General features: G+C 73.2%; 17 protein-coding genes. 9 read left to right on the top strand and 8 right to left on the bottom strand.

Annotated features, from left to right (window positions below):
* Positions 1-7 precede the first annotated feature (7 nt).
* Positions 8-805: a PspA/IM30 family protein gene (locus ACFYVL_RS23240; protein WP_389247769.1), complete on the bottom strand. Its 798-nt coding sequence runs from the start codon at positions 803-805 to the stop codon at positions 8-10.
* Positions 806-1,082: 277 nt separating this feature from the next.
* Between ACFYVL_RS23240 and ACFYVL_RS23235 the strand changes: the two genes are divergently transcribed.
* The 3 genes from ACFYVL_RS23235 to ACFYVL_RS23225 all read left to right on the top strand — a co-directional run bounded on the left by ACFYVL_RS23235 (position 1,083) and on the right by ACFYVL_RS23225 (position 3,757).
* Positions 1,083-1,688 (top strand): DUF3043 domain-containing protein, encoded by a 606-nt coding sequence (locus tag ACFYVL_RS23235; RefSeq protein WP_389247767.1) that lies wholly within the window; start codon positions 1,083-1,085, stop codon positions 1,686-1,688.
* A gap of 122 nt (positions 1,689-1,810) precedes the next feature.
* A complete protein-coding gene (locus ACFYVL_RS23230; protein ID WP_389247765.1) occupies positions 1,811-2,518 on the top strand; it encodes a class I SAM-dependent methyltransferase in 708 nt (235 codons plus the stop codon).
* A gap of 141 nt (positions 2,519-2,659) precedes the next feature.
* The gene (locus ACFYVL_RS23225) at positions 2,660-3,757 is read left to right on the top strand and encodes a S1C family serine protease (protein WP_389247763.1); all 1,098 of its coding nucleotides are present in this window, start codon (positions 2,660-2,662) and stop codon (positions 3,755-3,757) included.
* Between the two features lie 147 nt (positions 3,758-3,904).
* Here the strand turns inward: ACFYVL_RS23225 and ACFYVL_RS23220 are convergent, their stop codons facing one another.
* Positions 3,905-4,111 (bottom strand): hypothetical protein, encoded by a 207-nt coding sequence (locus tag ACFYVL_RS23220; protein WP_389247761.1) that lies wholly within the window; start codon positions 4,109-4,111, stop codon positions 3,905-3,907.
* Positions 4,112-4,191: 80 nt separating this feature from the next.
* Here ACFYVL_RS23220 and ACFYVL_RS23215 point away from each other — a divergent pair, with 80 nt between their 5' ends.
* From ACFYVL_RS23215 to ACFYVL_RS23200, 4 genes are all read left to right on the top strand, one after another.
* On the top strand, positions 4,192-5,385 hold the full coding sequence (locus tag ACFYVL_RS23215) for a bifunctional adenosylcobinamide kinase/adenosylcobinamide-phosphate guanylyltransferase (protein ID WP_389247759.1): 1,194 nt from the start codon (positions 4,192-4,194) through the stop codon (positions 5,383-5,385).
* 29 nt (positions 5,386-5,414) lie between these two features.
* On the top strand, positions 5,415-6,506 hold the full coding sequence (locus tag ACFYVL_RS23210; protein ID WP_389247757.1) for a nicotinate-nucleotide--dimethylbenzimidazole phosphoribosyltransferase: 1,092 nt from the start codon (positions 5,415-5,417) through the stop codon (positions 6,504-6,506).
* Positions 6,507-6,633: 127 nt separating this feature from the next.
* The gene (locus tag ACFYVL_RS23205) at positions 6,634-8,439 is read left to right on the top strand and encodes a phosphatidylglycerol lysyltransferase domain-containing protein (RefSeq protein WP_389247755.1); all 1,806 of its coding nucleotides are present in this window, start codon (positions 6,634-6,636) and stop codon (positions 8,437-8,439) included.
* Positions 8,436-9,140, top strand: coding sequence for a hypothetical protein (locus ACFYVL_RS23200; RefSeq protein WP_389247753.1), 705 nt, complete (start codon positions 8,436-8,438; stop codon positions 9,138-9,140). The genes ACFYVL_RS23205 and ACFYVL_RS23200 overlap by 4 nt, the downstream gene beginning before the upstream one ends.
* 98 nt (positions 9,141-9,238) lie before the next feature.
* Here ACFYVL_RS23200 and ACFYVL_RS23195 read toward each other — a convergent pair whose 3' ends face one another.
* Positions 9,239-9,991, bottom strand: coding sequence for a hypothetical protein (locus ACFYVL_RS23195; protein ID WP_389247751.1), 753 nt, complete (start codon positions 9,989-9,991; stop codon positions 9,239-9,241).
* Positions 9,992-10,067: 76 nt separating this feature from the next.
* Between ACFYVL_RS23195 and ACFYVL_RS23190 the strand changes: the two genes are divergently transcribed.
* Positions 10,068-10,874 (top strand): adenosylcobinamide-GDP ribazoletransferase, encoded by an 807-nt coding sequence (locus ACFYVL_RS23190; protein ID WP_389247749.1) that lies wholly within the window; start codon positions 10,068-10,070, stop codon positions 10,872-10,874.
* A 4-nt stretch (positions 10,875-10,878) separates the two neighbouring features.
* On the opposite strand, the gene ACFYVL_RS23185 is transcribed toward ACFYVL_RS23190, so the two are convergent.
* The 5 genes from ACFYVL_RS23185 to ACFYVL_RS23165 form a co-directional block, all read right to left on the bottom strand.
* Positions 10,879-11,712 (bottom strand): endo alpha-1,4 polygalactosaminidase, encoded by an 834-nt coding sequence (locus tag ACFYVL_RS23185; protein WP_389247747.1) that lies wholly within the window; start codon positions 11,710-11,712, stop codon positions 10,879-10,881.
* Positions 11,709-12,374 (bottom strand): spherulation-specific family 4 protein, encoded by a 666-nt coding sequence (locus tag ACFYVL_RS23180; RefSeq protein ID WP_389247745.1) that lies wholly within the window; start codon positions 12,372-12,374, stop codon positions 11,709-11,711. The genes ACFYVL_RS23185 and ACFYVL_RS23180 overlap by 4 nt, the downstream gene beginning before the upstream one ends.
* Positions 12,375-12,527: 153 nt before the next feature.
* Positions 12,528-13,973 (bottom strand): hypothetical protein, encoded by a 1,446-nt coding sequence (locus ACFYVL_RS23175; RefSeq protein ID WP_389247743.1) that lies wholly within the window; start codon positions 13,971-13,973, stop codon positions 12,528-12,530.
* 109 nt (positions 13,974-14,082) lie between these two features.
* Positions 14,083-15,603, bottom strand: coding sequence for a GT4 family glycosyltransferase PelF (pelF, locus tag ACFYVL_RS23170; protein WP_389247741.1), 1,521 nt, complete (start codon positions 15,601-15,603; stop codon positions 14,083-14,085).
* A gap of 101 nt (positions 15,604-15,704) precedes the next feature.
* Positions 15,705-17,783, bottom strand: a complete 2,079-nt coding sequence (locus tag ACFYVL_RS23165) for a hypothetical protein (RefSeq protein WP_389247739.1) — start codon at positions 17,781-17,783, stop codon at positions 15,705-15,707.
* Positions 17,784-18,064: 281 nt separating this feature from the next.
* Between ACFYVL_RS23165 and ACFYVL_RS23160 the strand changes: the two genes are divergently transcribed.
* Positions 18,065-19,576 carry a leucyl aminopeptidase gene (locus ACFYVL_RS23160; protein ID WP_389247737.1) on the top strand — a complete coding sequence of 504 codons (1,512 nt, stop codon included), beginning with the start codon at positions 18,065-18,067 and terminating at the stop codon, positions 19,574-19,576.
* Positions 19,577-19,819: the final 243 nt, after the last annotated feature.

The raw sequence follows: 19,819 nt of genomic DNA, 5'->3' as shown, positions 1-19,819 counted from the left end.
CTCCCGCCTACTGCTTGTCGAACTTCGGGTGGGACTGGTTCTGCCCCTGCTGCGCGGAGCCCTGCTGGCCCTGGCCGCCCTCGATCGCCTGCTGCGAGGGACCGCCGGACAGTTCCGCCTTCATCCGCTGGAGCTCCAGCTCGACGTCCGTACCGCCGGAGAGGCGGTCCAGCTCGGCCTGGATGTCGTCCTTGGCGAGCCCGGACTGGTCGTCCAGCGCACCGGAGGCGAGCAGTTCGTCGATCGCGCCGGCCCGCGCCTGGAGCTGGGCCGTCTTGTCCTCGGCGCGCTGGATCGCGACGCCGACGTCGCTCATCTCCTCGGAGATCCCGGAGAAGGACTCCGCGATCCGGGTCTGTGCCTGCGCCGCCGTGTAGGTGGCCTTGATGGTCTCCTTCTTGGTGCGGAAGGCGTCCACCTTGGCCTGCAGGCGCTGCGCGGCGAGGGTCAGCTTCTCCTCCTCGCCCTGCAGGGTCTGGTGCTGCACCTCCAGGTCGGAGACCTGCTGCTGCAGGGCGGCGCGGCGGGACAGCGCCTCGCGGGCGAGGTCCTCCCGGCCCAGCGCGAGCGCCTTGCGGCCCTGGTCCTCCAGCTTGGAGGAATTGTTCTGCAGCGTGTTGAGCTGCAGTTCGAGCCGCTTGCGCGACGTTGCGACGTCGGCGACCCCGCGGCGTACCTTCTGCAGCAGTTCGAGCTGCTTCTGGTACGAGTAGTCGAGCGTCTCCCGCGGGTCTTCGGCCCGGTCAAGGGCCTTGTTCGCCTTCGCGCGGAAGATCATCCCCATACGCTTCATGACACCGCTCATGGGCTTCGCGCGCCCCCTTCTGACGGACTCCGGCTCCTGGCCACTCCAACAGAACCCACAGTACGGGCCCTGTCTCTATTACCGCACTGTTCCGGCGTCGATGTGCTCCTCCTCCAGGACGACTGTGCGGGAGCGGGCTCACGCGTAGGGAGTAGAGGCGACCCTGGTTCCGCGCCCGGTCCGGTCGCCGCGGGCGGCCGGATCCGGGCAGAGCCGTTGCCGGATCGTTCCCCTCCGGACTGGGGTCCATGCCCGGCACCCCGTACCCTTGGGTTTTGTGTTCCGTAGCCGTGCCAACTCCAGCGCCGAGAAGACCGCCGCCACCGACAAGGTGACCGCCGATCTCTCCAAGACGCCCCGTGACCCGCAGGCGCCCAAGGGGCGCCCCACCCCCAAGCGCGCCGTCGCGCAGTCGCAGCGCCGCAGCGCCGTGACCGCTCCGGCGAACCGCAAGGAGGCGATGAAGCGCCAGCGGGAGGCCCGCCGTGCCGACCTCGCCAAGCAGCGGGAGGCGCTCGCCAGCGGCGACGAGCGGTACCTGCCGGTCCGCGACAAGGGTCCGGTGCGAAAGTTCACCCGTGACTTCGTCGACTCGCGCTTCTTCGTCGCGGAGTTCTTCCTGCCGATGGCAGTGATCATCCTGGTGCTGAGCATGGTCCAGGTGGGCAACCTCCAGACCATCGCGCTGCTGCTGTGGATGATCGTCATCGTGCTGATCGTGATCGACTCGATCGGCCTGGCCATCCGGCTGAAGAAGCAGCTCAAGGCCCGCTTCCCGAACGAGTCGCTGCGCGGGGCCACCGCGTACGGCCTGATGCGCTCGCTCCAGATGCGCCGGCTGCGTCTGCCCAAGCCGCAGGTCAAGCGCGGGGAACGGCCCTGAGCGGGATTTCCCCCCAGGCTCCGGGAGCCCCGTCGACCGCCGCACCGGCGGGTTTCGACGGGGCTTCCGCCGCATGGCTGGCCGGTCTGGGGGGACTGCGGAACAAGGTCAGGCAGGAACTGGTGGCCCGCCAGCTCGAAGAACAGATATCGGGCCGCTTCCCGGTGGGGCAGCGGCTGCGGGTGCTGGACGTCGGCATGGGCCAGGGCACCCAGGCGCTGCGGCTGGCCCGTGCCGGGCACCGGGTGACCGGGCTGGAGGCCGACCCCGACATGCTCGCCACGGCCCGCGACGCCCTCCGCGGCGAGCCCGAGGGCATCCGCGAACGGGTCCGGCTGATCGAGGGCAACGGGTACGACACCGGCGTCCACTTCCTGCCGGGCAGCTTCGACGTGGTGCTGTGCCACGGGGTGCTGATGTACGTCGCCGAGCCGGACGCCATGGTGGCCGGGCTCGGCCGGATGCTGGCGCCCGGCGGGCTGCTGTCGCTGCTGGTGCGGAACGCGGACGCGCTGGCGATGCGGCCCGGACTGGCCGGCGACTGGGCCGGGGCGCTGGCCGCGCTGGACACCGACGCGTACACGAACCGGCTGGGCCTGGCGGTGCGGGCGGACCGGCTGGAGGCGCTGGAGGCGACCCTCGCGGGGATCGCCGCACCGCTGCGCGCCTGGTACGGGGTGCGGATCTTCACCGACAACGTGCCCAACGACGCGCCCGCCCTGTCCGAGGAGGAACTGGCCGAGGTGCTGGCGCTGGAGGACCGGGCGGGCCGGACGGACCCCTACCGGCGGGTGGCGGCACTGCTGCACCTGTGCGGCGTACGGGGCTGACCGCGGGCCCGCGGGCCGGGGCCCGGTGCCGGGGCCGGGGCCGCGCGGGGCCGGGGCCGAGACACGGGCTCTGGGCGGCCCGCCCCCTGTTCGGCCCCCGCCGGGAGGCCGCCGGGTGGGGACAGAAGCGACACTCCAGACATGGATGGAACGCTTCGACGCGCCCCCGCACGCCGCCTTCTGCTCCCGATCGTCGCGGGAAGCTGTGCCGTGTCCCTGCTCTCCGGCTGCTCGGAGCCGGCCCCACCGGGCTCGGCGGCCTCCGCCGCCACCGCGACGGCCGCCGCGGCCCGCGCGTCCTCCGGCACCGGCGGGACGCGGGAGCTGGAGGAGGACTACCAGCAGGTGATCCAGCAGGCCCTGCCGTCGGTCGTGCAGATCGACGCGAGCGAGGGGCTGGGTTCCGGGGTGGTGTACGACGACAAGGGCCACGTCGTGACCAACGCCCATGTGGTGGGCGAGGAGAAGACGTTCAAGGTCACCGTCGCCACCGGCGGCGACAAGATGAGCGCCAGACTGGTGGCCGCGTACCCGGAGCAGGACCTGGCCGTCATCAAGCTGGACAAGGTCCCGGCCGGGGTGAAGGCGGCCCGGTTCGGGGACTCGGAGAAGGTGGCGGTCGGGCAGATCGTCCTGGCCATGGGCAGCCCGCTGGGCCTGTCCAGCAGCGTCACCCAGGGCATCGTCTCGGCGGTCGGCCGTACGGTGAGCGAGCCGCGGAGCGGCGGCGGGACCGGGGCCACCATCGGCAACATGGTGCAGACCTCGGCGGCGATCAACCCGGGCAACAGCGGGGGCGCCCTGGTGAACCTGGACGGTCAGGTCGTCGGCATCCCCACGCTGGCCGCCAGCGACCCGCAGATGGGCGGCGGGGCGGCACCCGGCATCGGATTCGCGATCCCGGTCTCGATGGTGCGCACGGTGGCCGACCAGATCATCCGGACGGGCAAGGTGACGGACTCCGGCCGGGCCGCCCTGGGCGTCTCCGGCCGCACGGTGCTCGACGACGACTTCCGCCCGACCGGGGTCGCGGTGGTGGCCGTGGCCAAGGACGGGGCCGCGGCGGGCGCGGGCATCGAACCCGGGGACGTGATCGTCGGGCTCGACAGTACGGAGGTGACGACGATCACCGCCCTGACCGAGACGCTGGCTTCGGCGAAGCCGGGACAGCGGATGAAGGTGCGGTTCGTGCGGGACGGGGCGGAGAAGACGGTCGAGGCGACACTGGGCGAGATGTAGCCCCCTCCCCGGCCCGCCTCCGCAGGGGCGACCCCGGCCGGCCGGACCTGACCTGACCTGACCTGACCGGGCAGGATCGGACCGATCCGGGCCGGGGAAGCCCCGGGAAGGGGGGCGACGGATGCTCGCCCCCGCTCCCCCAGGGACTCAGCTGTCCGCGTTCAGGCTCATCGGCCCGTAGACCTTCTTGCCGTCCTCCGACAGCGTCACCTGCGCCGCCCCGCCCTCCAGCAGGTCCTTCCAGACCTCGCCCAGCCAGGACTCCGCGTCGCCCTGCGTGGTGAACTCCTCCGGCTCGACGGCCGGTTGGGTCTCCGTTCCGTCTGCCGTTTCGAACCGCCACGTCCACGCCATGTACGCCTCCCGGGTCGATCGATGCTGCTCGCAGCGTAGCCGGGCGCGCAGTCCGCACAAGGACACGGGAGGATCGTCCCGTGGAACTGACTCTCCTCGGAACCGGCGCACCCACCGGCCTGCCCCGCCCCGACTGCCCCTGCGCGAGCTGCGCGACCGCCCGGGGCACCCGTACCCGCGGCGCCACCGCGCTGCTGGTGGACGGGGCCCTGCTGCTCGACCTGACCCCGGGGGCGGCGCTGGCCGCCGCGCGGGCGGGGCAGTCGCTGGGCGGCGTACGGCAGGTACTGCTCACGCATCCGCACGACGGGCCGCCGGTCGAACTGCCGCCGGGGCTGCCGCGCGCCGGACGGGTGCCGGACGGCCAGGAGTTGACGCTGATCAGCGGGCACCGGGTGCGGGCGGTGCCGATGGACTCCCCCGGTACGGGGTACGAGGTGACCTCCGTGGAGGGCGACCGGCTGCTGTACCTGCCGCCGGGCGGCGCGCCCGCCGGGGAGGGCGGCATGCGGCCGTACGACGTGGTCGTGCTGGACGTGCTGGGCCGGCCGGACGCGCTGGCCCGGCTGCGGGACTGGGGGGCCGTACTGCCGTCCACCGACGTCGTCGCCGTGCACCTGGACCACGACGTGCCGCCGGGCGTTGAGACGGACCGGCGGCTGGCGGCGCTGGGGGCCCGCGCCGTACCGGACGGGACCACCCTGGAGGCCGGGGAGTACGGGGCGGTGCCGGACGTGCCGCGGCGCACCCTGGTGCTGGGCGGGGCCAGGTCGGGCAAGTCGGTGGAGGCCGAGCGGCGGCTGGAGGGCTTCCCCGGCGTGGTGTACGTGGCGACCGGCGGACGCCGGGACGGCGACGCGGAGTGGGCCGAGCGGATCGGGCTGCACCGGCAGCGGCGCCCGGCCGGCTGGCACACCGCGGAGACCTGCGACGTGGCGGAGCTGCTGGCGCAGGACGGGCCGCCGCTGCTGGTCGACTGTCTGGCGCTGTGGCTCACCGACGCGATGGACCGGGTCGGGGCGTGGGACGAGGAGAAGTGGGCGGCGGGCGGCCGGGCCGCGCTGGCCGAGCGGGTGGACGAGCTGGTGCGGGCGGTGCGGGAGACCGGCAGGACCGTCGTCGCGGTGAGCAACGAGGTGGGGTCGGGGGTGGTGCCCGCGACGGCCGCCGGACGGCGTTTCCGGGACGAACTCGGCCGGTTGAACGCACGGTTCGCGGCGGAGTGCGAGGAGGTCCTGCTGGTGGTGGCCGGGCAGGTGCTGAGACTGCGGTAAAGGCCCGGGGGGCCGGTACTGTTCGGCGAATGAGCGTGTTGAATCTTGATGATTTCTCCGATCTGATCGAGCGTCCGGACAGCGGTGTGCGCCGGGACGCCGAGGAGCGGCGGGAACGTTTCGCCGTGGCGCCCGGAACGCTGGGCCGGCTGGACGAGCTGGGCGAGTGGCTGGCGGCGGCCCAGGGGTCCGTACCGGTGCGGCCCCTGGAGCGGGCCAAGGTGGTGCTGTTCGCCGGGGACCACGGGATCGCCGGGCTCGACGTGTCGGCGCGCGAGGCCGGTTCGGCCCACCGGCTGGTGCGGGCGGTGCTGGACGGGACGAGCCCGGTGGCGGTGCTGGCGCGGAGCGTGGACGTGCCGGTGCGGGTCGTCGACGCCTCGCTCGACTGCGACCCCGCCCTGTTGCCCGAGGAGGTCGTGCGGCACCGGGTGCGGCGCGGCTCGGGCCGTATCGACATCGAGGACGCGCTGACCCCCCTGGAGGCCGAGACGGCCGTACGGATGGGCATGGCGATCGCCGACGAGGAGGCGGACGCCGGGACCGACCTGGTGGTGCTCGGGGACCTGAGCGTGGGCGGCACCACCGTCGCCGCCACTCTGGTCGCCGCGCTCTGCGGCACCGACGCCTCGGTGGTCACCGGGCGCGGCGGCGCGCACATCGACGACCTGGCGTGGATGCGCAAGTGCGCGGCGGTGCGCGACTCGCTGCGGCGGGCCCGGCCGGTGCTGGGCGACCAGCTGGAGCTGCTGGCCGCCGTGGGCGGGGCGGACGTCGCCGCGATGACCGGGTTCCTGCTCCAGTGCGCGGTGCGCCGCACGCCCGTGATCCTGGACGGGGTGGTCTCGGCGGCGTGCGCGCTGGTGGCCCAGCGGGCCGCGTTCCGGGCGCCGGACTGGTGGCTGGCCGGGCAGGTCAGCGGCGAGCCGGCCCAGGACAAGGCCCTTGACCGGATGGCGCTCAACCCTCTGCTCGATCAAGGCGTCACTGTGGGCGAAGGAACGGGGGCATTGCTGGCACTTCCGCTGGTACAGGCCGCTTCCGCGCTCGCCGCGGAGCTGCCCGTACGGGACGGGGCTGCCGACGACGCGAAGGACGCCGAAGCGGCAGCGGAGGGCTGAGTTCCCAGGGGCGCCGGGCCCCTGGCGGGCGCGGTCGCCGGCCGGTGGTGCGTCGTCCGTCGCCGGGGCGCCGACCGGCACCGGCGTGGTGTCTCACAGAACGCAATGACCCATATCATCGCGTTTTATGGGAGATGTCCGCTTGGCCACCGAAGGAACACCCAAAACAGCACCGCCCGCGTCCGCGGCGCGCCGCAGTACGCCGCTTTCCCGGCGCAGCGCGGCGTTCGCGGTCTGGTACCTGCGGGTCGTGACGTTCATCTGCTTCCTGAGCGCCGTGTGGGTCTCCCTCGGCCAGGACCTGCGGCGGCACAACGAGGGCGACTACTTCACCCCGTACCTGCTGACGGCGGGCTTCTCCGCGGGGCTGTTCGCGCTGGTCATGGCGGTCACCATGCGGCGCCGCAAGCGGGCCGCGTGGATCGCCAACACGGTGCTCAGCGGGCTGTTCTTCCTGCTGTTCGCGCTGGTGATGGCCTTCCCCGAGGTCCGGCAGTACCCGCACAACTGGGTCTCGCTGGTGCTGACCGGGCTGTTCTTCGTGTCGCTGCTGCTGGGCCGCCGCGAGTTCTACGCGAAGGGCGACCGGTCCAATCCGAAGCTGGCCGCCGCCGTCGCGGTGGGCGGGCTCATGGTCACCTCGCTGCTGGCGGCGCTGCTGGTGACCGTCACCAACACCGCCTCGCACGGGGCCGGCTCCTCGACGTTCCTGGAGCGCTGGCGCTACGGGGTGGCCCGGCTGATCTCGCTGGCGGCGCCGGACGACCAGTTCGCCGGGATCATGACCCCGGGCTGGGTCAACGTCACGATCAACATCATGAGCACCGCCCTGCTGATCGGTGTCATGCTGGCCGCCTTCCGCGCCCGGCGGGCCGTCGACCCGCTGTCGGACGAGGACGAGGAGAAGCTGCGGGCGCTGCTGGCCAAGCAGGGCGAGCGCGACTCCCTCGGCTACTTCGCGCTGCGCCGCGAGAAGAGCGCCATCTGGTCGCCGACCGGCAAGGCCGCGGTCACCTACCGGGTGGTCGGCGGGGTCTCGCTCGCCTCGGGCGACCCGATCGGCGACCCGGAGGCCTGGCCCGGTGCGATCGAGCCGTGGCTGGCGGAGGCCCGCGAGCACGGCTGGGTGCCCGCCGTGATGGGCGCGAGCGAGGAGGCGGGCACGATCTACGCCCGGCACGGTCTCGACGCGCTGGAGCTGGGTGACGAGGCGATCGTGGAGACCGCCGAGTTCACCCTGGAGGGCCGCGCGATGCGGACCGTGCGCCAGGCGTACAACCGGGTGAAGCGGGCCGGGTACCAGGTGCGCATCCGCCGGCACGAGGAGATCCCCGAGGACGAGATGGCCGAGCTGCTGCGCAAGGCCGACGACTGGCGGGACGGGGCCACCGAGCGCGGCTTCTCGATGGCGCTGGGGCGGCTCGGCGACCCGGGCGACGGGCGCTGCGTGATGCTGGAGTGCACGGACGGCGAGGGCGAGCTGCGGGCGGTCCTCAGCTTCGTTCCGTGGGGGCCCAAGGGGCTCTCGCTGGACCTGATGCGCCGCGACCGGGACTCCGAGAACGGGCTGATGGAGTTCATGGTCATCGAGCTGCTCCAGCGGGCCGCCGAGATCAGGATCACTCAGGTGTCACTGAACTTCGCGATGTTCCGGTCGGTCTTCGAGCGTGGTGCACGCCTCGGTGCGGGACCGGTGCTGAGGCTGTGGCGCTCGCTGCTGAGCTTCTTCTCGCGCTGGTGGCAGATCGAATCGTTGTACCGGGCCAATGCCAAGTACCGACCGATCTGGGAGCCTCGCTTCATGCTCTTCGAGAAGAGTGCCGACCTGCTGCGCATCGGCATCGCCGCCGGGCGCGCCGAGGGGTTCCTGGAGGCCCCGGGACTGCCCAAGTGGCTGCACCGCAAGCACCTGGAGACGGGGAAGAGAACGTGACCGCCACAGTCGTCCCCGACTCCTCGCTGCGCCGGTTCGCCCGGCGCGAGTGGGGGCCGCTGTACGCGCGGGTGCGCGCGGCGCTGGTCACCCGCACCTGGCGGGCGATCCCGATGACCCTGGCGGCGGTCTGCCTGACCTCGCTGTTCCAGGTCGTGCAGAACCAGGACTGGGGCTACCAGGCCGTCCAGAACATCGGCGCGGTGCGCGCCGAGGACCCGCTGCTGGTGTCCCTCCTGCGCACCCCGCTGTCGCTGTTCGTGCCCGCGCTCGACCTGCCGGTGTGGGGGGCGCTGGCCCAGGTGCTGCTGGTGTTCGGCATCGCGGAGATCTGCCTGGGGCGCTGGAAGACCCTGTTCCTGGCGTACGTGGCCACCCTCTCGGGGACGCTCTACGCGCGTGTGGGCGTGGCCCTGGGACCGGACAACCCGGCGGGGCTGCCGGAGGTCGACAAGGCCGTGGTCGACACCGGCCCCTCGGCCGCGGTGGTGGGCCTGGCGCTGTACGTCTGCTGGCGGTACGGCGCGCGCTGGACGGCGGGGGCGGTGGTCCTGGCCATGGTCGTCGAGGTGATCGTCAAGTCGAACCTGGCGGGCAAGGAGCACATCGCGGCGCTGCTGGGGATCTTCGTACTGATGCTGGTGGAGGCGGCGCTGCGCAGGCGGCGGGGCGCACCGGAACGGCCGGCGGCCGGCGGCTGACGCCCGGCCGCGCCCGGAGCCCTGCGTTCCGGCGTTCCGGCGTTCCGGCGTTCCGGCGTTCCGGCTGCACGAGCCCGGCAGTCCGCCGACCCCGTCGGTCAGCTGCCGGGCGTTCCCTTGTCCGGTGCCCCGCCCAGCCAGTCCTGGAAGGCCCGCACCCGGCGGGTCCAGCGGCGGTCGTGGCGGTAGACGCGGCGCATCGCCCTGGCCCGCGCCCGGGGGCGGTTGCGGTAGAAGCGCCGCGCCCACGGCGAGTTGGGGCGGGCCAGCCGGACGGCGCCGACGAGCCCGACCATCGGCACGACGATGCCGAACAGGGCGGTGCGCACCTTGCCCTTGAAGAGGGCGACCACCGACCACATCGCGTTGATGGCGATGTTGAGGATGAACAGCCCTCTGCTCTGCGTCTCCTCCTCCGTCAGGTCGTTCACCCCGAAGGGGAGCGACCCGGTCAGCACCAGCAGCACCAGTGCCGCGGTGAGCACGACGATCTCGACGCTGGTGCGGCCCTGCTCGGTCCAGTAGACGTCGTCGAGGTGAAGGATCAGCGCGAACTCGTCCAGCACCAGTCCCGCGCCCACCCCGAAGATGACCGCGCACACCGCGGAGCCCACCCCGTGCCGCCCGCTGGCCACCGCTCCGAAGCCGCCGATGGTGGTGAGGACGACCCCGGGCACCACGTGGTGGATGTGCATGCCGCCCGGCGTGACGTTGCGGAACGGCCCCTTGCCCGCCCGGATCAGACGGGTGATGGTGCGGGTGACCAGGAAGGACAGCACGAAGGAGAGCAGCGCGAGGAAGAGCGGGAGCTTTCCCGGCTCGACGATGTTGCGGTCCATCCAGTGACCCATGCCACTCACTTCACTCTGTCTGTTTTGTACGCAATGCGAAACCTATCGGGTGGAGCCGCCCGATAGCCTGCGGCCGGTGAGCACTCCTCCCCCGCCGTCCTCGGCACGCCCCACCCTCCAGGACGGCCTGCGGTTCGCCTTCGGCACCCTCACCGTTCTGCCCGTGCACGTCACCCGCTGGGACCGGCAGGCGGCGCGTGCGGGCATGCGGAGCGCGCCGGTGGCGGGCGCCGTGGTGGGACTGTGCGCGGCGGCGCTGGGCGCACTGCTCCTCCTGCTCGGCTCGGGCCCGCTGCTCGCCGCCGTCGGCTCCGCCGCCGTACCCGCCGCCCTCACCCGGGGGCTGCACCTGGACGGGCTCGCGGACACCGCCGACGGGCTCGGCAGCGCGAAGCCCGCAGCGACGGCCCTGGACATCATGAAGCAGTCGGACATCGGCCCGTTCGGCGTCATCACGCTGCTGTTCGTCCTGCTGGCGCAGGTGGCGGTGTACGCGCAGCTGTACGCGGCCGGATGGGCGCACGGTGCGCTGGCCGCGCTGGTCTCGGCCGTCGCGGCCAGGCTCGCGCTCACCCTGGCCTCGCGCGCCGGTGTCCCCGCCGCCCGCCCCGGCGGCCTGGGGGCGGCGGTGGCGGGCGTGCTCCCGGTGCGCGGCGCCCTCCTCGCGGCCCTGACCGGCACGCTGCTGTGCGCGGCGGCGGGGCTGGCCCTCGGCCCGTCCGGGGCCCTGCACCACGGGTTGGCGGTGCTGGCCGCACTGGGCTCGGCCCAGTTGCTGCTGGCCCACTGCGTGCGCCGCTTCGGCGGGGTGACGGGTGACGTCTTCGGCGCGCTCGCGGAGACCGCGGCGACGACGGCGCTCGTCGTACTGGCCCTGGGCTGAGCGCTCAGCAGGCGCTCCGCCAGACGCCCAGTTCGTAGCGCTTGCGCATGGAGCTGAGCCCCAGCTGCCTCGCCTGCGCGCAGAACTCCCCGTTCGCGAGTTCGTACTCCACGTGGAAGACCGCCTTGCCCGCCCTGACGAACGGGGTCAGCCGCGCGCACTCGTCGAACTCGGCGCACTGCTCGTTGACCGCGAAGTCGAAGTCCTTCACCAGCTGGGGGATCTGCTCCAGGTCGTTCTTCAGACCGACCGCCATGCCGCGCCGGTGGGCGAGGCGGGCGATCAGCCGGTTGTAGCGGAGCTGGTCGGCGGCGGTGAGCGGGAAGCCGGTCCGGTTGAGGTGGCCGTCCATGTTGTCCGGCTCGACCGCGTCGAAGCCCTTGTCGCGGCACATGTCCAGGCGCGCGGCCATCAGCGGTTCCAGGACGTCGGTGCGGCGGATGTCGAGCCAGCGCTCGCCCTTCCAGCCGTTGCCCCTGCCCAGGACCTCGGCGGGGAACCGGGCGGAGTCCGGGCGGAAGTCCTCCCACGCCCCGGTCGACAGGTAGCAGATGACCTTGCGGCCCCTGGCGTGCAGCGCGGCGACCGTCGCGGCGGACGTGGTGTGCCCGTCGACGTCGTACACCGGTACGTCGACCGACAGGTCGACCCTGCCGCTGAGCTGCCACTGCCAGGCCACGCCGGGGCGCGGCTGCCAGCGGGGGCCGGTGGAGGTGCTCGGGCCCGGTACGGGCGACGGGCCGGGATCGGGCTCTGCGGAGCACCCCGCCACCAGGAGCAGCAGGAGCACCAGCAGTCCCGCGGTCCGGGCCGGGCGGCGGCGTACGGCGCGCCTCATCCCCGTGCCCCCGGCCCCTGGTCGCCGAGCCCGTGCGGCAGGGTGCCCCACGGGTGGGCGCCGCCGCCCGGCACCGCGCAGTGGACCGCGGCGCCCCTTATGGCGGCCAGCGCGGAGATGTCGGTGGGGGCCTCGTACACCAGATGGCAGAAACGGTCCGCCGGGTGGGCCCTGGTCCACCCGGGGACCGGGTCCTGCGCCTGGTAGCTCCGCCAGTTCCCCTCGAACGTCACCAGGACGTCGGCGAGCGGGAGGTAGGCGGGGTCGGGGTGCACCCCGTGGTTGAGCACCAGCGACCTCGCACCGGTCTCCCGGGCGGCCACCGCCAGCCTGCGGTAGTGGGCGAGGGCGTCGGGGCCGGAGGAGACCTGGTCGAGGAAGACGCCGTCGGTGCCGTACCAGTCGCGGTGCCGGAGCAGGTCCGCCACCACGGCGGCGTGCGGACGGCGTGCGTAGTCGGTGTCGACGTACCCGAGGACGCGCACCCCGGCCGCCCGCAGCAGGCCCGCGACCTCGGCGAACGCCGGGTCGCTCGCGGTGCCGGGGCCGCTGGCCGGGTTGAGGATCACCCCGTAGAGCCGCTCCGGCGCACGCAGGACCGCCGCCCAGGCCTCGGGGCGGTCGGCGGGGTGTTCGTAGAGCGGGACGAGCAGTTGGGTCACGGAGCGGTTCCTCGGGGTCCTCGGTCGTCGTGGGTGGTGCCCCGGCCCCGCGGCGGGAGCGGAGTGCGGCGCGGCCCCACCGCGGGAGCGGGGCCGCGGGGCGTCCTCACCGCGAGTGCGGGGCCGCGGCGCGGCCGGTCGTGGTGCGCCGGGTCACGGCCGGTGTGCCGCGGCCCTTCCCAGCGTGAGGCACACCAGTGCGGTCAGCAGCACGGCGGCCAGCCCCGGCGCCGCCAGCGAGGTGCCCTGCGGCGCCCCGCCGAGCACGGCCAGGGTCTGCACGAGGGCCGCCGCCCCGCACACCGAGGCCGCCACGAGCACCGCGCCGAACGCCTGGAGCAGCAGTCCGGTCCACATCAGGGTGCCGATGAGCAGCAGCCCCGCCGCGCGCGGCCCGTCGAAGCCCTCCGCCTGCGGCCACACCAGCGTCCCGGCCGCGGCCAGGCCCGCCAGGACCAGCAGGTAGACCCCCAGGCAGCGCAGCAGGGTCAGGGCGGTCGCCCACCGGAACTCCTTCGGCGTGGTGGCGGCCCGCAGCCCGGCCAGGGTGCCGCTGCGGAACTTGTGCAGCAGCCACTCCGCCGGGCCCATGCTGAGCGTCAGGGCGACCGCGCCGGGCGCGGCGGCGGCTCCGGCGGCGCCGCCCGCGAGGACGTCCCCGAGCGCCGCGTGCAGCACCAGCACGCCGGTGGCCAGGCCGAACACCCCGTACGGCACGGACCCCAGCACCTTGGGCCCGGCGGGCCCGCGCACGGTGACGGCCGCCTCGCGGCCCCGGCCGCCGCTCCCGCGCAGCAGTTCCGCCGCCGCCAGCGCGAGCACGGCCAGCGGCGAGAGGGCGAGCAGGGCGATGCGGACCGGGTCGGGGACGTCGTACACCAGGGCGAGGACGGCGCCCGCGGACATCGGGGCGAGCGCGACGAGCAGCAGCCGCTCCCGGCCGAGGACCAGCAGGACGGTGGCCGCCGCCTGGTAGAGGGCCTGTACGGAGGCGAAGGCGACGGCCGCGCCCTGCCCGCTGCCGGCGAAGGCGAGTGCCACGGCCGTGCCGAGCAGGGCGCCGAGCGGTGCCCCGGTGAGCAGGGCGCGGGTGGCGGCGCGCCGGTCGCCCAGGCCGAGCCAGGTGTACGCGCGGTGGGCCAGCGCCTGGTTCCAGGCCCAGCCGGTCAGCGCGCCGGCGACGAGGACGGTGATCGGGGTGGCGCCGGTGGCGAAGGGCGCGCCCAGTACGTACGCGAGTCCGGGCAGGGCGAAGACCAGGCCGCGCAGCAGGCACGGGAGCAGGCTGATGTGCCAGGGGTCGCCGGGCGACATCTCCGGTTCGGGGTAGGCGCGGGGCACGCGCGCGTAGAGGTCCTCGGCGAGTTCGAAGGAGTTGGCCCGGCCGTAGGTGAGCCGGATGTGCTCGTCGTTCATCCCGTCGGACTCCAGGATGGCGGCGATCTCGTCGGGGTGGACGGCGGCCTCTATCAGGTCGTGCAGCCGTCGGGCGAGCTCGTCCATGGGGTCCGCGGCGGTGGCCCAGGCGGGCCGCGGTCGCGGTATGGCCGGCAGGGTGTCCTGCCGGTCGTCGGGCGTCAGCCACATCGGGCCGCTCATGAAGTCCCTTTCGCGGTGGGCGCGTCGGCGCCGCCTGCCGTGTCGCGGTCGCTGCCGGGGGCCGGCCCCGGGCGGGCGGGGGCCGGGCGGGCGGCCCCCTGGCGGACGGTCACCAGGTGGAGCCGTCCGCCGTCATCGCCCGCCACGGGTCGGGCAGCCGCAGCCGGGTGGTCCACTCGCCGGGCAGTTCGTGGGCGACCGGCTCGGGCACGCCGTCCAGTTCCTGGTAGATGCCGCGGAAGCCCTCGATGGAGCGGCGCAGGGTGAACTGGTCGATGACGCGCTGGCGGGAGGCCGCGCCGAGCCGGGCGCGCCGTTCGTCGTCCCGCAGGAGTTCCAGGGTGGCGCGGGCCATCGCCTCCGGTTCGCGCGGCGGGACGACGAGTCCGGTGTCGCCGACCGCCTCGCGGACGCCGCCGACGTCGGTGGAGACGGTGGTGCGCCCGCAGGACATGGCCTCGATGATGCTGAACGGGAAGCCCTCGCTGATGCTGGAGAGCATCACGACGCTGCCCGCGGCGTAGGCCCGCGCGACGTCCGAGACCCGTCCCTCGTAGCTGATGCCGTCGCTCACGCCGAGTTCGGCGGCGAGCTTCTCCAGCTTGGTGCGGTACGGTTCGCCGCCCTCGGGCACACCGCCGAAGAGCCGCAGCCGCAGGGCCGGGAGTGCGGTGCGGCAGATCGCGTACGCCCGTACCAGGGTCTCCAGGTCCTTGATCGGGTCGATCCGGCCCGCCCAGCTGAGGGTGGGGACCTCGGGCTCGGGGCCCGCGTGCGGGAAGAGCTGGGGGTCGACGCCGTTGTAGACGGTGCGGATGCGGCCGGGGTCGGCGCCGCCGCGCTCCTCCCACCTGCGGTTGTACTGGTTGCAGGGGGTGATCAGGTCGGCCTCGCGGTAGCCGAGGGAGTTGAGCTCCCGGTAGAAGCCGAGGAGCAGTGCCTTGACCGGCCAGCGCTGGGCGGCCGAGCGGTAGCCGAGGTAGCGCTCGCGCAGGTAGATGCCGTGTTCGGTGAGGAGGAAGGGCGCCCCGTCGAAGTGCTTGGCGGTGAGGGCGGGCAGGGTGGCCAGCCCGCTGCTGACCGCGTGGGCGATGCTGCCGTCCGGGATCCTGGCGCCCAGCGGGCGCAGCAGGTGGTCGAGGAGGTCGGTGGCTATGAGTGCGTCGTGCAGGGTGGGCCTGGCGCGGGCGGTGTCCAGGTGCGGCATGGTCCAGATCCAGGTCAGGGCGCGCAGCACCTCCTCGCCGGCCAGGGCCGCGGTGAGTCTGCCCTGCCGGGCGAGTTCGGCCAGTGCGTACAGCTCGCGGCCGAAGTCGCAGCCCGCGGAGGGGTCCAGGATCGAGAGCAGGAAGCGTTCGTAGGTGGCGAGGAAGTCCCGCTTCGCCCGTCCCCTGGGGCGGGCGGAGCGGGAGGTGTCGGCCGCGCCCCACAGCGGGACCACGCTGTGCCGGTAGACGTTGGCGGGCAGTTCCCAGGTGACGGGTTCGCGCCCGCTGCCCGTGAGGGACACGACATGGAAGTCGACGTCGGGCATGCCCCGCACCAGTTGGTCGCACCAGGTGCTGACACCCCCCTGGACGTGCGGATAGGTGCCTTCGGTGAGCATGCTGACATGACGCCCACGGCTCATGTTCGTGTCCCCCCAGGACGAGTTGCCGACGGCTGTTGCGGTGCTGCTGTGCTGGTGCGGTGGTCGTGCCGCGCGCCGCTGCCGGTGGTTCGGGTGTGCGGTTACGGAGCGGCCGGCAGCTTCAGTGTGACGGTGGTGCGCAGTGCCTCGGGCCCGGTCCACGCGGAACGTGCCCCCGCGTACGGCGTCCCGAACGCGGCGGTGCCCAGGAGCTGTTGCTTCGTGGTGCCCTCCGGGGCGGTGACCGGTGCGAGGACGCCGGAGGGCGCCTTGACGGTCACGGTGTCGCCGATGCGGTACGCGGTGACCGTGCCCGCGGCGAGCGCCTTGTCCCAGGCGGCGCGCCGGGTGAACTCGACGCCGGTCTCGCGCTGCGACGGGTTGACCACGGGCGTGTTGTCCGCGAACAGGGCGCGGTAGTCGCCGAGGGTCCTGTCGAGGACCGGGTACAGCAGCCGTTCCTCCGCGAGGTTGGACTGGTGGACGTAGTGCGGGCGCGGGTCGTTGCCGATCACGTGGCTCAGCGCGGTGCGGGCCTCCTGGGGGACGATGTGGTCCTGGTAGCCGGTGCGGACGTCGAGCGGGCCCGCCATGCAGGTGGAGGCCGGGTTGTCCTCGCAGGCGCCGCTGCCGCCGTCCGCGCGGGAGGTGTAGAGCCAGTTGTACTCGTCGGTCATCTCGGCGGCGGTGCCCACGTTGTAGTACACGTTCATCGGGTGGCGGGGCACGGTGAGTGCGGCGCCGGCGGCCCGCTGCTGGGGTTCGCGCGAGGCGTCGCCGGCGATCCACTTGACCCCGTTGTCGGCGAGCGCCCCGGCGAGGTTCGGGTTGTCGACGGGCTGCTGCGGCAGGGTCTTGAGCCCGGAGTGCTCACCGGTGACCAGCTCGGTCCGGTCGACGGCGATGCCCTTGCCGGTGGCCCACTTGTGGTTGTCGGAGATCTGCCGGGAGATCTCGGCGCGGCTCATCCACAGGGTCTTGCCCGTGGCGTCGGTGGCGCACTTCCACGGCACGACGGTGTTGTCCTGGGTGCAGCCCAGGAAGGGGTGGGTGTAGGTGTGGTTGATCCAGCGGTACTGGGCCCGGTCGGCCACCAGCTGTGCGGTGAGCGCGTCGGTGTTGCCGTGCTCCGCCTTCCACTCCTCGCCCGCGCCGGCGTTGAAGACCATGTCGAGGGTGAACTTCTTCTCCCGCTGCCACTGCGCCGCGTAACTCGCGTCGGCCGCCGTCATCCGGACCGGGTTGGCACCTTCCCCTTCACCGCCCTTGCAGTCGAAGTCGCCCGGGGTGCAGTTGAGCTCGCTGTTCCAGCGAGCGTCCGGGGCGAAGACGTCGTCGACGTGAACGGAGAAGTAGTTCCGGTTCTGTCCGAGGTGTACGCCCTGGGTCAGCCACTCGACGACGCCGCGCGCCAGCACCCGGAACTGCCGCTGGTACTTGTTGTAGGCGAAGGTCACCACCAGTTCGCGCCGCCCGTCGTGGGCGTACTCGCCGACCAGGCTGCCGCGGGTGGCGGCGGAGGTGGGCATGTCGACGTACGAGGTGAAGCCCTCGCGCGGGCGGGCGGCGTAGCCGTAGCTCTCCATCACGGAGGGCGAGTTGTCCTCGAACTTCAGCGGGCCGTCGAGGTAGCCGAACGGGCCGGACCGGCCCGCGGCGGTGACGGTGGCGTCGACGCCGTCCATCGGGCCGGCGTAGCCCTGCTGGTCGGTGTAGTCGAGGCCGACGCCCGGGTGGGCCCAGGTGTAGGCGTCGACCTGACGGATGCCGAAGGTCTTCTCGTACGCGACGAGGGCGGCCGACTCCGCCGAGTCCGCGCCGAACGGCGCCTCGTTGGGCAGCACCACGCCCTGGAACTTGGCGCGCGGGCGGCCGTCCACGGTGTCGCTGAGGAACGCCGCGTCGATCACCGGGCGCCCCGGGGCGTCGAGCTTCAGCGTGGTGAACGGCACTCCGCTGCCGCGGAGTTCGTCGGCGATGGCCGAGACGGCCTCCCCGCCGTCGTCGACCACGAGCACCTTCAGATCGATGCGCGGGGCCACTTCCGCGGCGCTCGCGCCGGTCGGCGGCAGTGCCAGCACCACACCGAGCACTCCGGCGGTCAGCAGAGCCGCCCCCGCTCTGCCCGCGCGCATCGCCCCCGACGCGCTCCCCTGCTCCGCTGCTTTTCCGTACGGCATCCCGTACTCCCCTCCCCCTCGAAGGCCTCCCGTACGTCATCCTTGCGGACGCTTCCGGGAAGAACTGTGGAAATCATGCAAAGCAATCCCCTGATCCCTTGCACGAACTCCGGCGAGTGTGACGCATCGCTCACGCTCCGCGCTCCCGAAACCTCGGAGAGACACCACGGATGAGTGAACTGGTTGCTGGCGTGATCGAAGCGCCCCCACGCGCGTAGTCTCGACCGATAGGCGCACATTCCCGCCATCACCAGGAAACCAGGAAGCGAGATTTCACCACCGTGACTGCTCTCACTCTCAGCACCTCCGGTGCCGCGACGCTGCGCGCCGACGCGCTCGTCGTCGGTATCGCCAAGGGCCCCAAGGGTCCCGTCGTCGCCGCCGGCGCGGAGGCCGTGGACAAGGCGTTCGACGGAAAGCTGGCCTCCGTCCTGGAGACCCTGGGTGCCTCGGGTGCCGAGGGTGAAGTGACCAAGCTGCCCGCGCCCGCCGGCGTCAAGACCCCGCTCGTGCTCGCCGTCGGCCTCGGCGCGCTGCCCGAGAAGGACGAGGTGCACGCCGCCGAGTCGCTGCGCCGCGCCGCCGGTGCCGCCGCCCGCGCGCTGTCGGGCACCAAGAAGGCCGGCTTCGCCCTGCCGATCGAGTCGGTCGAGGACGCGGAGGCCATCGCCGAGGGCGCGCTGCTCGGCGCGTACGCCTTCACCGCCTACCAGGACGACAAGGGCGACGCCAAGCTGCCGCTCGCCGAGGTCGCCGTGCTCGGTGCGAAGCCGCGCGACAAGGCGTTCAAGGCCGCCGCCGAGCGCGCGGTCGCCGTCGCCGAGGAGATCAACCGGGCGCGCGACCTGGTGAACACCCCGCCGAACGACCTCTACCCCGAGTCGTTCGCCGCCGTGGCCCAGGCCGCCGCCAAGGAGCACGGCCTCAAGATCCAGGTCCTCGACGAGAAGGCCCTGGTCAAGGGCAACTACGGCGGCATCCTGGGCGTCGGCGCGGGCTCCGCGCACGGCCCCCGCCTGGTGAAGATCTCCTACACCGCGGGCAAGGGCGCCAAGTCGCTCGCCTTCGTCGGCAAGGGCATCACCTACGACTCGGGCGGCATCTCGCTCAAGCCGGCCGGCCACAACGAGACGATGAAGTGCGACATGGCCGGCGCCGCCGCCGTGTTCGCCGCCGTCGTCGCGGTGGCCCGCCTGGGCCTGAAGGTCAACGTCACCGGCTGGCTGGCGCTCGCCGAGAACATGCCGTCGGGCACCGCCACCCGCCCCGGCGACGTGCTGCGCATGTACAGCGGCAAGACCGTCGAGGTCCTCAACACGGACGCCGAGGGCCGCCTGGTCCTGGCCGACGCGCTGGCCCGCGCCTCGGAGGAGAACCCGGACGCGATCGTCGACGTGGCGACCCTGACCGGCGCCATGATGGTGGCGCTCGGCAGCCGCACCTTCGGCATCATGGGCAACGACGAGTCGTTCCGCACCGCCATCCACGAGATCGCGGAGGAGGTCGGCGAGCAGTCCTGGCCGATGCCGATGCCGGCCGAGCTGCGCAAGGGCATGAACTCCGAGACGGCCGACATCGCCAACATGGGCGAGCGGATGGGCGGCGGCCTGGTCGCCGGTCTGTTCCTCCAGGAGTTCGTCGGCGAGGACATCGCCTGGGCGCACCTGGACATCGCGGGCCCGGCCTTCCACGAGGCCGCCCCGTTCGGCTACACCCCCAAGGGCGGCACCGGCTCCTCGATCCGCACCCTGGTCAAGCTGGCGGAGCGCACCGCCGCCGGCGACCTCGGCTAGCCGTACCCGTCACGGCCCCGGGCTGCCCGCCCGGGGCCGTACGTACGCGTTCGTACCGTTTCGCCCTAAACGAAATATTTGCACGTACGTACGCGTTGGTAACCCCCGAGGCACCTCCGGCTCGACGGGCCACCCCCCGTCCCGGAACCCGGCCCGGCGTCCCGCCACCCGTCAACAAGTGCGAAGATGGTTTACCGGCAGGACAGGGCCCCCACCACAGGGCCGAACAACAAGCGGCCGTAC

The sequence above is a fragment of the Streptomyces sp. NPDC004111 genome, assembly GCF_042874215.1.
Taxonomy (GTDB): Bacteria; Actinomycetota; Actinomycetes; order Streptomycetales; family Streptomycetaceae; genus Streptomyces.
This window is presented reverse-complemented; position numbering and strand designations above follow the sequence as displayed.

Bases quoted from the DNA above. Each gene is read 5' to 3' on its own strand.
- ACFYVL_RS23240 (WP_389247769.1), bottom strand. From the start codon at position 805: ATGAGCGGTGTCATGAAGCGTATGGGGATGATCTTCCGCGCGAAGGCG.
- ACFYVL_RS23225 (WP_389247763.1), top strand. From the start codon at position 2,660: ATGGATGGAACGCTTCGACGCGCCCCCGCACGCCGCCTTCTGCTCCCG.
- ACFYVL_RS23220 (WP_389247761.1), bottom strand. From the start codon at position 4,111: ATGGCGTGGACGTGGCGGTTCGAAACGGCAGACGGAACGGAGACCCAA.
- ACFYVL_RS23210 (WP_389247757.1), top strand. From the start codon at position 5,415: ATGAGCGTGTTGAATCTTGATGATTTCTCCGATCTGATCGAGCGTCCG.
- ACFYVL_RS23205 (WP_389247755.1), top strand. From the start codon at position 6,634: ATGGGAGATGTCCGCTTGGCCACCGAAGGAACACCCAAAACAGCACCG.
- ACFYVL_RS23195 (WP_389247751.1), bottom strand. From the start codon at position 9,991: ATGGGTCACTGGATGGACCGCAACATCGTCGAGCCGGGAAAGCTCCCG.
- ACFYVL_RS23185 (WP_389247747.1), bottom strand. From the start codon at position 11,712: ATGAGGCGCGCCGTACGCCGCCGCCCGGCCCGGACCGCGGGACTGCTG.
- ACFYVL_RS23175 (WP_389247743.1), bottom strand. From the start codon at position 13,973: ATGAGCGGCCCGATGTGGCTGACGCCCGACGACCGGCAGGACACCCTG.
- pelF (WP_389247741.1), bottom strand. From the start codon at position 15,603: ATGAGCCGTGGGCGTCATGTCAGCATGCTCACCGAAGGCACCTATCCG.
- ACFYVL_RS23165 (WP_389247739.1), bottom strand. From the start codon at position 17,783: ATGCCGTACGGAAAAGCAGCGGAGCAGGGGAGCGCGTCGGGGGCGATG.